Origin of the sequence: Paenarthrobacter ureafaciens (assembly GCF_004028095.1) — a bacterium.
Taxonomy (GTDB): domain Bacteria; phylum Actinomycetota; class Actinomycetes; order Actinomycetales; family Micrococcaceae; genus Arthrobacter; species Arthrobacter ureafaciens.
Genome location: NZ_SBHM01000007.1, coordinates 863,972 through 878,888 on the forward strand (window position 1 = coordinate 863,972; position 14,917 = coordinate 878,888).

The 14,917-nt window shown below is 63.6% G+C and carries 15 protein-coding genes; 10 read left to right on the top strand and 5 right to left on the bottom strand.

The window, feature by feature from the left end:
• The first annotated feature begins 59 nt into the window (after positions 1-59).
• From AUR_RS08205 to AUR_RS08235, 7 genes are all read left to right on the top strand, one after another.
• Complete coding sequence (locus AUR_RS08205; protein WP_031217021.1) at positions 60-788, top strand: FadR/GntR family transcriptional regulator; 729 nt, start codon at positions 60-62, stop codon at positions 786-788.
• Complete coding sequence (locus tag AUR_RS08210) at positions 785-1,777, top strand: asparaginase (RefSeq protein ID WP_128397111.1); 993 nt, start codon at positions 785-787, stop codon at positions 1,775-1,777. Before AUR_RS08205 ends, AUR_RS08210 begins: the two co-directional genes overlap by 4 nt.
• A 9-nt stretch (positions 1,778-1,786) precedes the next feature.
• The gene (gene aspA, locus AUR_RS08215; protein WP_062098343.1) at positions 1,787-3,202 is read left to right on the top strand and encodes an aspartate ammonia-lyase; all 1,416 of its coding nucleotides are present in this window, start codon (positions 1,787-1,789) and stop codon (positions 3,200-3,202) included.
• A 126-nt stretch (positions 3,203-3,328) separates the two neighbouring features.
• The gene (locus tag AUR_RS08220) at positions 3,329-4,837 is read left to right on the top strand and encodes an amino acid permease (protein WP_021473949.1); all 1,509 of its coding nucleotides are present in this window, start codon (positions 3,329-3,331) and stop codon (positions 4,835-4,837) included.
• A 177-nt stretch (positions 4,838-5,014) separates the two neighbouring features.
• On the top strand, positions 5,015-5,686 hold the full coding sequence (locus tag AUR_RS08225) for a FadR/GntR family transcriptional regulator (RefSeq protein WP_062098345.1): 672 nt from the start codon (positions 5,015-5,017) through the stop codon (positions 5,684-5,686).
• A gap of 103 nt (positions 5,687-5,789) precedes the next feature.
• The gene (locus tag AUR_RS08230) at positions 5,790-6,710 is read left to right on the top strand and encodes a fumarylacetoacetate hydrolase family protein (protein ID WP_062099380.1); all 921 of its coding nucleotides are present in this window, start codon (positions 5,790-5,792) and stop codon (positions 6,708-6,710) included.
• Between the two features lie 120 nt (positions 6,711-6,830).
• On the top strand, positions 6,831-8,150 hold the full coding sequence (locus AUR_RS08235) for an ATP-binding protein (protein WP_062098347.1): 1,320 nt from the start codon (positions 6,831-6,833) through the stop codon (positions 8,148-8,150).
• A 125-nt stretch (positions 8,151-8,275) separates the two neighbouring features.
• On the opposite strand, the gene AUR_RS08240 is transcribed toward AUR_RS08235, so the two are convergent.
• The 3 genes from AUR_RS08240 to gluQRS are packed head-to-tail and all read right to left on the bottom strand — an operon-like array spanning position 8,276 to position 11,172.
• Positions 8,276-9,064: an SDR family NAD(P)-dependent oxidoreductase gene (locus AUR_RS08240; protein ID WP_021473945.1), complete on the bottom strand. Its 789-nt coding sequence runs from the start codon at positions 9,062-9,064 to the stop codon at positions 8,276-8,278.
• A gap of 41 nt (positions 9,065-9,105) precedes the next feature.
• Positions 9,106-10,260 (bottom strand): serine hydrolase domain-containing protein, encoded by a 1,155-nt coding sequence (locus AUR_RS08245; protein WP_062098349.1) that lies wholly within the window; start codon positions 10,258-10,260, stop codon positions 9,106-9,108.
• A 9-nt stretch (positions 10,261-10,269) separates the two neighbouring features.
• A complete protein-coding gene (gene gluQRS / locus AUR_RS08250; RefSeq protein WP_062098351.1) occupies positions 10,270-11,172 on the bottom strand; it encodes a tRNA glutamyl-Q(34) synthetase GluQRS in 903 nt (300 codons plus the stop codon).
• A gap of 377 nt (positions 11,173-11,549) precedes the next feature.
• Between gluQRS and AUR_RS08255 the strand changes: the two genes are divergently transcribed.
• Positions 11,550-12,008 (top strand): Lrp/AsnC family transcriptional regulator, encoded by a 459-nt coding sequence (locus AUR_RS08255; RefSeq protein ID WP_031217015.1) that lies wholly within the window; start codon positions 11,550-11,552, stop codon positions 12,006-12,008.
• An 18-nt stretch (positions 12,009-12,026) separates the two neighbouring features.
• Here AUR_RS08255 and AUR_RS08260 read toward each other — a convergent pair whose 3' ends face one another.
• The gene (locus AUR_RS08260) at positions 12,027-12,482 is read right to left on the bottom strand and encodes an Lrp/AsnC family transcriptional regulator (protein WP_062098353.1); all 456 of its coding nucleotides are present in this window, start codon (positions 12,480-12,482) and stop codon (positions 12,027-12,029) included.
• A gap of 102 nt (positions 12,483-12,584) precedes the next feature.
• On the opposite strand from AUR_RS08260, the gene AUR_RS08265 reads away from it, so the two are divergent.
• The gene (locus AUR_RS08265) at positions 12,585-13,229 is read left to right on the top strand and encodes a LysE family translocator (RefSeq protein WP_021473939.1); all 645 of its coding nucleotides are present in this window, start codon (positions 12,585-12,587) and stop codon (positions 13,227-13,229) included.
• A gap of 55 nt (positions 13,230-13,284) precedes the next feature.
• On the opposite strand, the gene AUR_RS08270 is transcribed toward AUR_RS08265, so the two are convergent.
• Positions 13,285-14,256, bottom strand: coding sequence for a hypothetical protein (locus AUR_RS08270; RefSeq protein WP_062098355.1), 972 nt, complete (start codon positions 14,254-14,256; stop codon positions 13,285-13,287).
• A 155-nt stretch (positions 14,257-14,411) separates the two neighbouring features.
• On the opposite strand from AUR_RS08270, the gene AUR_RS08275 reads away from it, so the two are divergent.
• On the top strand, positions 14,412-14,885 hold the full coding sequence (locus AUR_RS08275; RefSeq protein WP_021473937.1) for a DUF4383 domain-containing protein: 474 nt from the start codon (positions 14,412-14,414) through the stop codon (positions 14,883-14,885).
• The last annotated feature ends 32 nt before the right edge of the window (positions 14,886-14,917 follow it).

The following is a 14,917-nucleotide window of genomic DNA, read 5'->3' on the forward strand; positions in this document are numbered from 1 at the left end:
GCGTGAAGCAATCCTTTCAGCGTTGACAGCCCCTTGTGACCCGTGCCATATTCAATATCGTGAACCTGTCAGACAGCCGGACAGCCGGACAGCATGGTGCGAGCACAAGCCGCTCGACGCCCACTCCTATCTCCCGTATTTCAGCGGCAGAAGCGGTGTTCGCCGCACTCAGGAGGGCAATCGAGGGCGGACAGTTTGATATCGGCACCAAGCTCAGCTCCGAAGCAACGCTGGCAGCACAGTATGGCGTCAGCCGCTCCGTGATCCGCGAAGCACTCCGGTCCTGCAACACGCTGGGCCTCACCACCACCAAGACCGGCAAGGGCACGTTCGTGGTGGCAAACAAGGTTGCTAATGACCTTACCTTGGGCCAGTACAGCGCACGCGATCTCAATGAAGCCCGTCCCCACATCGAGATCCCCGCGGCAGGGCTTGCTGCCGAAAGGCGCACTGAAGAGGAACTTGAGCACCTCAAGGACATCGTCCAGGAGATGCTCAACGAAAACGACCCCGAAGCGTGGGTGAACCTTGACGCGACCTTCCACTCCGCCGTCGCACGCGCCAGCGGCAACCGTGTGTTCGCGAGCGTCGTGCAGGACATCCGCGACGCCCTCGCCCACCAGTCCGAGACCCTGAACCTCGTCGCTGACCGGCAACACCGTTCCGATGAAGAACACGTAGCCATCCTGAACGCCATAGAGGAAGGTGACTCACAGGGCGCCAGCAAAGCCATGGCCGAGCACCTGCAGGCCGTCAGCGTGGCACTCGAGACGATCCTCAGCAAATGACAAAGGAAACCATGGAAATGGTCAAGCAAGCCACCCGCCACGTCCCGCTGGTTGAGCAGACCCGCGACGGACTGGTGGAGAGCATCCACTTCGGCTCGCTGGTGGCACTGAATGCGGACGGCAGCACGGCCCTGGAAGCCGGGGAACCGGATGCGCCGATGTACCCGCGGTCGAGCCTGAAGCCGCTTCAAGCCGTGGCGCTCCTCAAGGCCGGCTTGGACATCCCGGAACGGCTTCTGGCTTTGACGGCAGCCAGCCATTCGGGAGGCAAGGACCACCGTGACGGCGCAGCGGAAATCCTCAGAATCCACGGACTGACCGAAGCCGCCTTGGCCAACAGCACGGACCTCCCCTACGGATTCAACGAACGCAACCAATGGCTCCGCGAGGGCAACGGCCCCACCCGGCTGGCACAGAATTGCTCTGGCAAGCACGCCTCCATGGCCTCGGTTTGTGTCATCAACGGCTGGCCGGTTGAGGGCTACCTGCACCCCGAACACCCGCTGCAGGTCCTGGTGCGGGACACCATCACTGAACTCACCGGCGAGGACGCAGCCGCGGTCAGTACCGATGGCTGCGGCACTCCCCTGTTCGCCCACTCGCTGCACGCGATGGCCCGCGCCTACGGCCGCCTCGCTTCAGCGGACGAGCAAACAAACGAAGGCAAAGTCGCCCACGCGATGCGCCGTCACCCGGATATGGTGGCCGGCGAGGGTCGCGATGTCACCGCGCTGATGCGTGCGGTCCCGGGCCTGCTCGCCAAGGACGGTTTTGAGGGCCTGCAGCTGGTCGGCCTCGCCGACGGCCGGGCCGTGGCCGTGAAGATTTCCGACGGCGGGGACCGCGCCCGCATGCCCATCACCCTTGAGGTGCTTCGTCGTCTGGGGCTCGACGGCGGCACTTTGGACACGCTGCAGAGCCCACCCGTGCTGGGTGGCGGCCTTCCGGTCGGCGAGCTCCGTGCAGGACACATTTTCACCACAAACTAAAGGACAGCTATGACCACCGTCGATCAGGCGATCCCTCTCCGTTCCGAGCACGACCTTCTGGGCGACCGCGATGTTCCCGCAGACGCTTACTGGGGCGTTCATACCCTGCGCGCCATCGAAAACTTCCCCATCACGGGTCAGCCGCTTTCCACCAACAAGCACTTGGTCCGTGGCCTCGCGGCAGTCAAGCAGGCCGCTGCACGGACCAACCATGAACTGGGCCTGCTGGACACCGAACGTGCCAACGCGATCGACCAGGCATGCCAGGACATCATGGACGGCAAGCTCCACGAACAGTTCATGGTGGATGTGATCCAAGGCGGAGCCGGGACCAGCTCCAACATGAACGCCAACGAGGTCATCGCCAACCGCGCCTTGGAAATCCTGGGCCACCCCAAGGGTGATTACTCCAAGCTCCACCCCAACGACCACGTCAACCTGAGCCAGTCCACCAACGACGTCTACCCGACGGCGGTCAACCTCGCCACGATCTTCTCCGTCAAGGAACTCCTGGAAGCACTGGAAGAACTTGAAGTGGCTTTCGCTGAGAAAGGCCGCGAGTTCCGCACCGTCGTAAAGATGGGCCGCACGCAGCTCCAGGACGCTGTTCCCATGACCCTGGGCCAGGAATTCGGCGGCTACGCCGTGACGATCGGCGAGGACCGCGCCCGCCTGGATGAGTCCCACATGCTGATCCACGAGATCAATCTGGGTGCCACGGCCATCGGCACGGGACTGAACGCCCCTGCAGGATACGCCGATGCCGCGTGCCGGCACCTCGCCGAAGTAACCAGCCTTCCCCTTTTGACAGCAGCGGACCTCATCGAAGCTACGCAGGACGTAGGCGCGTTCGTCCACCTTTCAGGCGTGCTCAAGCGCGTCGCCGTGAAGCTGTCCAAGATTTGCAACGACCTCCGCCTGCTGTCCTCCGGGCCGCGTGCGGGATTGGGCGAGATCAACCTGCCGGCTGTCCAGTCCGGCTCCTCGATCATGCCCGGCAAGATCAACCCGGTGATCCCGGAAGTAGTCAGCCAGGTCGCATACGAGGTCATCGGCAACGATGTCACCGTCACCATGGCCGCGGAGGCAGGCCAGCTCCAGCTGAATGCCTTCGAACCGATCATTGTGCACAGCCTGCACAAGAGCATTTCCCATCTCGAAGCAGCGTGCCGCACTTTGACGGCCCGCTGCGTCCGGGGCATCACCGCAAACACCGAACGGCTTCGGCTTACCGTGGAGCAGTCGATCGGTCTCGTCACGGCACTGAACCCGCACATCGGATACGCCTCAGCCACAGCAATCGCCAAGGAAGCCCTGGCCACGGGCAAAGGCGTGGCAGAGCTCGTCCTCGAACACGGCTTGCTCACCGCAACCCAACTCGAGGAACTGCTCAGCCCCGAACGCCTGGCAAACCTGAGCAAGTAGGCCCTCCAGCCCAACGGCCCCAAAGCCGTCCTGCCCGATGAGGCACCCACATAAGGAATTGCGCGCGCCCAAAAACCCCGTACAGGGCACGTGCAGTACACCTAAAGGACACCCGTAAGGATTCCCATGACCAACCCCATCACGGACCACACGGTCCCGCTCCAAGCGCATGCCAGCGAACAAGCCCTCCACAAGGAAGACAAGGGCTACCACAAGGACCTGAAGCCCCGCCAAATCCAGATGATCGCGATCGGCGGCGCCATCGGTACCGGCCTGTTCCTCGGAGCCGGCGGCCGCCTCAACGCCGCGGGCCCGTCTCTAGTCATCGCTTACGCAGTATGCGGCTTCTTTGCCTTCCTCATCCTGCGAGCGCTGGGCGAGCTGGTACTGCACCGCCCGTCGTCGGGCTCTTTCGTCTCCTACGCCCGCGAATTCTACGGCGAGAAGGCCGCGTTCGTCTCCGGCTGGTTCTACTGGATCAACTGGGCCACCACCACCATTGTGGACATCACGGCAGCGGCCCTCTACATGAACTTCTTCGGCAAATACGTCCCGTGGATGGGTGCCGTCCCGCAGTGGGCCTGGGCTCTCATCGCCTTGGTTGTGGTCCTCAGCCTGAACCTGGTTTCCGTGAAGGTCTTCGGCGAGATGGAGTTCTGGTTCGCGCTGATCAAGGTGGCAGCCCTGGTGGCCTTCCTCCTGGTGGGCACCTACTTCGTCATCTTCGGCACCCCGGTGGAAGGCCAGGAAGTCGGATTCAGCCTCATCACCGACAACGGCGGCATCTTCCCCAACGGACTGCTCCCGATGATCATCCTCATGCAGGGTGTGCTGTTCGCCTACGCCTCCATTGAACTGGTGGGAACCGCGGCCGGCGAGACCGAGAACCCGGAGAAGATCATGCCCAAGGCCATCAACTCCGTGGTCTTCCGCATCGCTGTCTTCTACGTCGGCTCCGTGATCCTGCTGGCTCTGCTCCTGCCGTACACCTCCTACGAAAAGGGCGTCAGCCCGTTCGTGACCTTCTTCGGATCCATCGGCGTCCAGGGCGTCGATGTCATCATGAACCTCGTGGTCCTGACGGCCGCTTTGTCTTCGCTCAACGCCGGCCTCTACTCAACGGGCCGTATCCTCCGGTCGATGTCCGTCAACGGTTCGGCTCCGAAGTTCGCCCAGCGCATGAACAAGGCCGGCGTTCCCTACGGCGGCATTGCCATCACGGCCGGCGTCTCCCTGCTCGGCGTCCCGTTGAACTACCTCGTCCCGGCCCAGGCCTTCGAGATCGTCCTCAACGTGGCTTCCGTGGGCATCATTGTCACCTGGGCAACGATCGTCCTTTGCCAGATGCAGTTGAAGCGCTGGGCGGACAAGGGCTGGCTCAAACGTCCATCGTTCCGGATGTTTGGAGCCCCCTACACGGGCTACCTGTCCCTGCTCTTCCTGGCCGGCGTCTTGGTGATGGTGTTCATCGAATCGCCGCTCACCATGCTGGTCACGGCCATCGCCTGCGCCCTCATGGTCTGGGGCTGGTTCCTCTGCCGCAAGCAGATCCACGAGATTGCAGCCACCCGTGACGGCTACACCGGCAGTGCTCCCGTGGTCGCCAACCGGCCGTTTCCGGGCAAAGACGCCTAGCAACTGAGTGCCCGACGGCGGCACCCGGGTTCCGTAACAGCGGAAGCCGGGTGCCGCCGTCGTGAGTTAACGCCCCCAAGTAGGTCGCATTAGTGCACGTTTTGACCGCTGAAAACGCGCACAATTGCGACCTAGTTGAGTACAGACGTCGGATCACTGGCACCTAATATTGGGTCCATGGCTGTGACAGATGAGGCGATCGGCAAAATCAAGGACATGCTGATCCAGGGCGAACTCAAAGCCGGCGACCGGCTTCCTCCCGAGAAGGAACTCAGCGAACGGCTCGGGCTTTCACGGAGTTCCCTGAGGGAAGCCGTCAAAGCACTGGAACTCACCCGCGTCCTCGACGTCCGCCGCGGCGACGGAACCTATGTGACCAGCCTCGACGCCAAATTGCTCAACGAGGCCGTCGCCTTCGTGGTGGACCTGCACCAGGATCGCTCGGTCCTTGAACTCTTCGAGGTCCGACGTATCCTGGAGCCCGCCACGGCCCATTTGGCCGCAGGAAAAATAACTGCGCCGGACATCGCCAGACTGCGCGACAGCTTGAAGATGGTGGACGAATACAGCTCCGTGGAGGAATTGGTTGCCCATGACCTGACGTTCCACGGCGTCATCGCGCAAGCAGCCGGAAACGACTACCTCGGCAGCCTCGTGGAAGCCCTTTACAGCAGCACCATACGGGCCCGCATCTGGCAGGACGTCACCAGGGACAAGGCGGTAACTCGGGCGTTGGATGACCACAGGACGATCGTCGACGCCCTGGAGCGGGGCGATGCCGAACTCGTGAAGGCACTGGTCACCGTCCATATCAGCAATCTGGAGAAGCGGCTCCGGCGGACCCTTTAGCGGGAGGCCGGGTAGCGGGAGCCCGGCCGGGTCACATTTAAGGATTGCCCGGCCAACACAGCACACTGGGTTGCGGATGTCAGTACCGAAAACGGAGGAAGCCATGACCTTGAAATTCGCCAGGCTGGGAGCGGCCGGAAACGAACAACCTGTTGTCATTGCCCAGGACGCACAGGGGGAAAAGTACTTCAGCCTGACGTCCCTCACCAAAGACCTCGACGGCGGCTTCCTCGCCTCGGACGGCATCGCCCGCACGCGCGAAGCCCTGGACGCCGGCCAACTCGAGGAGATCTCCGCCGACGGCCTGCGGATCGGCGCCCCCGTTGCCCGGCCGGCCAACGTCATCGCGATCGGACTGAACTACGCGGCCCATGCCGCTGAATCAGGAGTCACGCCGCCCGAGGTCCCGGTGGCGTTCCTCAAGCCGGCCAACACCATCAGCGGGCCTTTCGACGCGGCCCCCATCCCCCCGACGTCGGAAAAGTACGACTGGGAAGTAGAACTCGCAATCGTGATCGGCAAGGAAGCCTCCTACGTCTCCTCTGTTGAGGAGGCGGCGGAATACATTGCCGGTTACGCCGTAGCGAACGACCTTTCCGAGCGCGATTTCCAGATGAACGGCCCCGCCGGGCAGTGGACCAAGGGCAAGACGCTCCCGGGTTCCACGCCATTGGGTCCGTGGCTGGTACCCGCGTCCGACGTCGATACCGCCAACCTTGGGTTGCGCACGCGCGTAAACGGCGAGATCCGGCAGGACTCCAACACCTCGGACATGGTCTTCGATGCCCCCACGATCGTCCACCACCTCAGCCAGTACATGGTGCTGGAGGCCGGCGACGTGATCATCACGGGAACCCCTGAGGGCGTGGCATTGTCCGGCCGGTTCCCCTTCATCCAGCCCGGCGACGTGATCGAGCTTGAGATCGACGGCCTGGGCGTCCAGCGCCAGGAGTACTACCGTGCGGGCACGGGCAAGCGGGCAGGTGCGGGTAAGCGGGCCGGTGCGTCACTCGCCAACGCCTAGCTCCTGACCCCAACGGCGGGTGCGTAACGCAACCGCTGCGCAACGTCCCGCCTGCCGGGTTCGCCTATGCTCGACTCCAAGGATTCAATGGCGACTCACTATGAGGACTCAGGAGCGGGCATGACTAATTGGCGCATCAGGGATTTTCACTCCTCGGACCTGGACGGCATCCTGCATTTGTGGGAATCGCTGAAGGCCAACGGCGTCGAGCCGGTATACGCACTCTCCGAAGTACTGGCCTCCTGCGAGAAGGACCACGCGGTTGTTGCCGTGCAGGGCGACGAAGTGGTGGGAGCCGCCGTCGGACGCGCCGCGCATGATCAAGGCTGGATCGTCTTCCTCGCCACCCTGCCGGAGTTCCGCGGCCGCGGGATCGGCACCTCGTTGCTGTCCGCCGTCGAGAACCGCATGGCACCGCACGGCCTGAACAAGCTCTCGGCACTCATGCCCGAAACCGAAACCCGGGTGGAGGCGTTCCTTGGCCGCGGCTTCGTGGTGAAGAAGAACCTGCGCTACTTCGAGCGGACCATCCCCGTCCAGCGGCAGGAATTGGAGCCGCTCAGCCTGCTCGGAGGCCGGATCCTGGCCCGGGATCTGTGGGAAAACGTGGCGGGCATGAAGCGCGAGAAGGAACTGCTGGAACGCCGCCTCGTCCTTCCGCTGGCCGAAGCCGACCTCGCCGATGAATACGGAGTAGTACCCCCACGCGCCGTGGTGTTGTTCGGCCCTCCCGGCACCGGCAAGACCACATTTGCGAAGGCCATCGCCTCACGGCTGGAGTGGCCGTTCGTAGAGGTCTTCCCTTCCCGGCTCGCCTCCGACCCCAAGGGCCTGGCGGGTGCGCTGCGGGAAACCTTCCTTGAGATCGCAGAGCTGGAACACGCTGTGGTCTTCATCGACGAAGTGGAGGAAATCGCCTCCCAGCGTGCCGGCGATCCGCCGTCGCCGTTGCAGGGCGTCACCAACGAGCTCTTGAAGATCATCCCGGCCTTCCGCGAACAGCCCGGCCGCCTCCTGGTCTGCGCCACCAACTTCATCCGCGCCCTGGACACGGCTTTCCTACGTCACGGCCGCTTCGACTACGTCATCCCCATCGGCCTTCCGGACGTCCATGCCCGCGAAGCCATGTGGCAGCGTTTCATTCCGGCAACTGTGGTGGACAACGTGGATATTCCGCTGTTGGTTGAGCGAACCGAGGGCTTCTCACCCGCGGACATCGAGTTCGCTGCGCGCAGCGCCTCCCAGCGCGCCTTGGAAAAAGCCGTGTACGACGACGCTGCTGCCGCCGGCTCGCCCTCGAACGGCAGCACTGCTTCACAGGGCCGGAAGGGACCCGTCACGCAGGACTACCTCGACGCGATCGCCGACACCCGGACCACCGTCAGCGACGAGGTGTACCGGGAGTTCCTCGAGGACATCGACGTGCTGGGGCGGGTCTAGCCAGGCCCAGTTCGCCGAGTTCGCTGCGCCCAGTTCGCTGGAAGCCTGCCCCTTCGTGCGTAGAGGAACGGCGATCCTGACGCATTCCCACGAACCCGGCACTACCGCGGTGCACAGCGGGAGGGCTAGTCCTGCACAGCGCGGGCGGCGATGGCCACGGTGAGGGCGCGGGGCAGGCGCTGGGCCAGCCCCGCGGCAATGCGGTTGGTCAGGCCTGACACCACGCTGGCCGGAGTGGCCTTCCCACCCAGTGCCTTGAGGGCGGTTTCAACCACTTGTTCAGGCGTCTGCATGATTCCGACTGCTGCCGACTCGCTGCCCAGGACCTCAAAAAACTCGGTAAGGGTGGCTCCTGGGCACAGACTTAGGACCCGGAGTCCGGTTCCCTTCGTTTCATGGGCAATGGCCTCGGTGAAACTCAGGACGAAGGCCTTGGTGGCGCCATAGACTGCCATGCCGGGGACGGGTTGGAAGGCCGCAGTGCTGGCAACGTTCACCAGCGCGCCTTTGGCGGAGGACAGCATGCCAGGAAGAAATGCCCTGGTGATGTCCACCAAGGCTGAGATGTTTACAGCGATTTCGGAGGAAACAACATCGGGATCCTCCTGGGCGAACGGCCCCCGGGTACCAAAGCCTGCGTTGTTGATCAGGGTGTCAATCGCGATCCCTCGGGTGGACAGCGCGGCGGCCAGCTCGCGGCCCACGTCTGCCCTGCTCAGGTCCATGGCCAGAACCGTGACGGAGACCCCGTGTTCGGCACGCAGCTCCCTGGCCAGCTCTTCCAATCGATCAGCACGCCGGGCAACGAGGACCAGGTTGGCCCCTCGGGCCGCAAAGCGGGTTGCGAATTCGGCACCGAGCCCCGAGCTTGCACCGGTAATCAGGGCCGTGGTGCCCTTGTAGGTCATGGTCATGGTGTTCATCCTTTGTATGGGCCGGGCTTGACGGGGTAGGACTACAGCTCCGAGATAGCCTGCCGCACCGCCGAGCTGAGCAGGAAGTTCCGGCAGCCCACACCTCCTGGTTCAGCCTGCTGGGGCACGTAGCCAAAGCCGAGTTCGTACACGGGATCTGCGTATCCGAGGGAGGCACTGGCACCGTCGTGCCCGAACGCACGGTGGCTGCCGAAAGGCATCCGGTTGTGCGACTTCATGAATACAGTGCCAAAGCATCCTGTCTCTCCAAACACCCGGTCGATTCCGAAGACCCGCTCGGCGGACACCGCCCGGATGGTCTCCTCGGTGAGCAGGGGCGGGACGGCCGAAGCACTGCCTGTAGAATCAGCGCCGCCCGAAGCCGGCTCAGCGGAACCAGACAGGCCCGTCAGCGCAAGCGCATAGATCCGTGCCATTCCGTCCGCGCTGGCAACCCCTGCTGCGGAGCTCAGTCCTGCCGCGCGGACTTCCCGGATGTTGGGCAGGTCCAGGAGGTCCCCGGCAGTCGCGTTGACGGTCAGCCCGAAGTGGCTTGCCGGGTCAACCCACGGCATTGAGGGGTCGGAGGCCCAGCGGAAGGGCGCGAACCGACCTTCCTCTTCGGCGGGCAGGCCCAGGTAGAAGTGCGCGCCTGCAACCGACCTGATCCGCTCCTCGAAGATGGCCTGCAGGGTGGAACCGGTGATCCTGCGGCAGAGTTCCTCCATGAAGACCCCGATTGTCAGTGCGTGATAGCCGAACGCCGCACCCGGCTTCCACAAGGGAGGCAGCTTGGCGAGTTTTGCCGCGGCCAGCCCGGAGTCGTTGACGTCCTCCATGGTCAGCCCGCCCTCCACGCCCAAAAGCCCGGCCTGGTGCGAAAGCAATTGCGCTACAGTGACGCTTTCCTTGCCTTCGACGCCGAACTCCGGCCAGTACTTCACCACTTCAGCGTCGAGGTCCAGCAAACCGTCCTGGACGAGCAGGGCCATCACCAAGCCACCCATGCCTTTGGAACAGGAGAAGACGCCGGTCACGGAATCGGCCCGGATGTGCGGTCCCCCGCTGAGGTCAAGGACCTTGACGCCGCGATGGTAGGCGGCGACCTGCGCGGAGTACTCCGGATCCTGTTCCAGGAAGCTGCCAAAGAGCTCTGCGACGTATTCGAATCCGGGGGCGATCACCTGTGAATGCATCCTGCCAGCCTAACGGGCGGGCATCTCCGGCACGGGGTTTTTCCACACCCACGGGTCCCGCGGGAGCTTCGCCGGCTCAAAGAAAGGCAGGGCGGATTCCAAGGATCCCGCGGGCAATCCGAGCGACCCCAGCAGAAGGTCCCGCACGGCATCGGCAGAAACCCCGACGGCGGCGAGGTCCCCCAGCGTGACGGCACCGTCGCGCTTTGCCAGCCTGGCGCCGTCGTGATTAACAACCAACGGAACATGCGCGTATTCGGGGACCGGGAGGCCCAGGAGGGTAGCCAAATAAGCCTGCCGGGGCGTTGAAGGGAGGAGGTCGTCGCCGCGCACCACCTGGTCGATGCCCTGGGCTGCATCGTCCACCACCACGGCGAGGTTGTAGGCCGTGACGCCGTCGTTGCGGCGCAACACAAAGTCGTCCACGACTCCCCGGTACTGGCCGTGCAACTGGTCCTCCACAGCACACTCGGTGACGTCTGCCATGAGCCGGATGGCGGCGGGACGGGTGGCCCGCCGGATCTCCCGTTCGGCGTGCGACAACCGCCGGCACGTTCCCGGGTAGGCGCCCTGCGGGGCGTGCGGCGCCGACGGTGCTTCCTGGATTTCGCGCCGCGTGCAGAAGCACTCATACGTGCGGTCTTGGGCCGTCAACTGCGCAATCGCGTCCGCATAGAGCGTCACGCGGTCGGTTTGGCGCACGACGGCGGCGTCCCACCGCACGCCCACGGCCGCCAGGTCGCGGAGTTGCACGGCCTCGGCGCCTGAGCGCGCCCTGTCCAGGTCCTCAACGCGCAGCAGGAAGTCCCGGCCGCTGCCCTTGGCGAAGAGCCAGGCGAGGATAGCGGTCCGCAGGTTGCCCACGTGGAGTTCCCCGGAAGGGCTGGGGGCAAAGCGTCCTGCGGAAGTCATGGTCCAAGCCTATGCGGCGTGGTTCGGCCAGGATGGCTCCACCACCGCCAAGGCGCGCCACGGACAACACAAGAGCCCCTCAGCTACCGCAACGATTCGGTGGCTCAGGGGCTCTTACTGTGGTGCCCATGCGGGCATGTTGTGCGGAATGACAATGCGTGAACAAGAGTCAATCAGCGGCTGCTTCCTTGCGGGATGCTTTCGCAGGATTCCGGGTGGTGTACCGGGCTGCCTGGTGCCTGCGGGATCCGGCGATGGCCTCGTTCCGCTTCGTTGTCACAATTTCAGCAGGAAGCATACAGTTGGTGCAACAGAGTCTAGGATGATTAGTCGATCTGACCAGTATCACCGTGAAGAACCGACAAGGAGTAGTCACTTTGCAGGAACTCGACGCCACCGACCGCCGGATCATCGCCGCCTTGGACGATGATCCCCGCATGCCCATCATGGTGCTGGCGCAGAAGCTGAACCTTGCCCGGGGCACGGTTCAAACCCGTTTGGAACGCATGACGGCGGCCGGGGCCTTGCGCGCCAACAGCAGCCGCGTGCTTCCTTCCGCCCTCGGCAGGGGCGTCGCCGCTGCAGTCAGCGCCGAACTGGACCAAAGCCACCTCAACGAGGCCATCGCCGCCCTGCGGAAGATCCCGGAAGTCCTGGAATGCCATGCTCCAGCCGGCGATACCGACCTCATCATCAGGGTGGTGGCGAAAAGCCCGGACGATCTCTACCGGGTTTCCGAGGAGATCCGGCTCTGCCCCGGGATCGTCAGGACATCCACCAGCATGTTCCTCCGCGAAGTGATCCCTTACCGCACCACCGGCCTGCTCCAGGAATAGCCCCGCTCCAGGACCGACTCAGACCGGTGGTCCCGTGTTCGTTTTGAGGTTCTTCATAACCAACGTCGAGTTCAAACGCTCCACCGCCGGAAGTGCGGCCAACTCGTCGTCGTAGAAGCGCTGATACGCGGGCAGGTCCGCGGCAATGACTTTCAGCAGGTAATCGGGCGAACCGAACAGTCGTTGCGCTTCGACAATGTTGGGGCTGGCAGCCACCCGGGCCTCGAAAGCCGCCATGGTTGCCCTGTCCGCCTGGCGGAGGGTCACGAAGACAATCGCTTCAAAACCAAGCCCGACGGCGGCGGGGTCGATGTCTGCGCGGTAACCGCGGATCACGCCGGACTGCTCCAAGTCGCGGAGCCTCCGGTGGCACGGAGCGACAGTCAGGCCGACCTTGGAGGCCAGCGCGGTGGCAGTAATCCTTCCGTCTTCTTTGAGGTGCCGCAAAATACTTCTGTCGATTCCGTCAATCACGCAAAAATCTTACCCGAAGGGCAGCGATCCGGGCGAAATTGGCGAGCACTTCTCAAGCGATTTTCCCTAGAGTTTTCCTACCAACAAACCCTGGAGAGAACCTTGAATCCGCAGCTGTTCTTCGCCTTCCTGCTGGTGTCTGTCAGCCTGGCTTGCACCCCCGGCGTGGATTGGGCCTATTCCATTTCGGCAGGCCTCCGGCAGCGCAGCTTCGTCCCTGCCGTAGCGGGGCTCTGCGGGGGCTACGTCATTCACACATTGCTCATGGCGGCTGGCCTGGCGGCACTTTTGGCAGGCGTTCCGGGCCTCCTGAGTTGGCTCACTGTTGCCGGCGCCGCCTACCTGCTGTGGCTTGGCGCCTCAACCATCCGCTCGTGGCGAGGTGCGAGCTTTAGTGCGGATGCCGGCGTCGTACATTCCGGAAACCAGCTCCGCACTTTCCTGCAGGGCGTAGGAACCAGCGGCATCAACCCGAAGGGCCTGCTGTTCTTCGTTGCGCTGGTTCCGCAGTTCGTCAGTCCCGACGCGTCGCTTCCCGTGCCCGTGCAGTCCGGCTTGCTGGGGATGACGTTCGTGGTGATGGCAGGGCTGGTCTACACGGGCGTGGCGCTGACCTCACGGAAACTGCTTGCCTCGAGGCCCGGCGCTGCGCGGGTTGTGACCCTCACCAGCGGCATCATCATGGTGGGGTTGGGCGTGGTGCTGTTGGCGGAACAGATCATTCCGCTGGTGGCCACGCACATCTAGCCGCTTTCAGGCTGCGAGCACTTCGTCCAAGCGCACATACCCAATGACGCCGTGTTTATTCGCCGCCCAGCTGCCTGAAGTCGTTCTCCCACAGCCGGCGCATCTCGGCGTCTTTGCGGATGACTTCCAAAGACTCCAACTCAGCCGGCGGCGCAGGCCGCCGGGACCGCGGAGTCAACGTGAAACGTCCTTGGTCCAGCGCAAGCAGGGCCCTGTCCGTGAGGGCATCATTACGGAGGGCCAAGCTGGTCTTCTTGCGGCGCAGAACCTCCTTGAGGGCGTTTTGGGCGGAATCGAAGTCTCCGCGGGCTCGCTGCGCCCGGGCGCGGATCAGCAACAGCGCGGCAGACAGGTCATCAGTATTCAGCAAGCCGTTGGTCCAGATCACCACGTCGCGGTAGCGTCCCAGCGCAAAAGCCGCCGTGCAGCGGGCCAGCGCAGAAGGCAACGACGGCGGCAGGCCCACCACCGCTTCGAGTGCCGCCTCCATCATTCTCATCTCCCGCAGGCAATGGGACAGGGCCAGGAAGACCGATTCCTCGCTGAACAAAACCGGGACTTCAACGCGTTCGGCAACCTCAACCCGGGCGACCACCCGCCCCAGGTACTGGGCAGAGAACTGGCTGGCGTCGTCGTCGATCCTTGTTGCCAGGCCCCGTTGCAGCAGTTCCGACGCCCGCAGGTATCCACCGTGCTTGTAAACCAGCAAGCCGGACATGACATAGCAAAGACCCGCCCACCCCGGGAACTCACGGGCAAGGGAGAGCAGGCGGTCCGGGTCGGATGAGCCGAAAACCGCGTCGTGCATCAGCCGCGACTGCCTGGATGCCAGGAACTTCAACCGCGGCGCATCGCCGCTCACCGAGAGCCTGGCTGCGTTCCGGCCGATCAACACTCCGGACAGGGCTCCGCCAAGCCCGTCGGTCAATCCGCGCACGGGAGTTCGGATGTGTCCCTCACGGAATGGAGTGACGTCACGGGTGTCGTGGAAAATCGAAACAAATCCTCCGTTGGGGCCTTGAGTCATGAACCAATGCTAACCGGCGCTGAACTGCCCTTTCCCCTGCTATCAGCGGCATTTCAGGAGTATTATGGCGGCGTCGGCAAGGTTTTCCGACACCCCTTGCCGCGGGCCGGCTCTCCATGAGAAGAGCCGGAAAACAGCGTGAATAGGGAGGACTTATGACCACCGCTTCGCACCCAGCACATCACCATGCGATGGGTTTAACGCTCCACAACACCGCCTTGGGCGTTGGCATTGTATTTCTGCTGGTAGGCGTTCTTGGGTTCATCCCGGGAATCACCACCAATTACGGCGCCATGACCTTTGCCGGACATGAATCAGGCGCCATGTTGTTTGGAATATTCCAAGTTTCAATACTCCATAACATCGTCCATTTGCTGTTTGGCGCGGCCGGCCTGGCCATGGCGAGGACAGGCCGCATGGCTCGCCTGTTCCTCCTGGGTGGCGGTGCCGTGTACATCGTCCTTTGGATCTACGGCCTGGTCATCAACCAGGAAACCGCTGCCAACTTTGTTCCGTTCAACACCGCCGACAACTGGCTGCACTTTGTGCTTGGCGTGGCCATGATTGGCTTGGGCGCGTGGCTGGGCAGGGACGCTATGGATGAGACCACCTCAAGGAAGGCAATGTAGCGCATTCCTCAATACCGCAACAATCACGACGG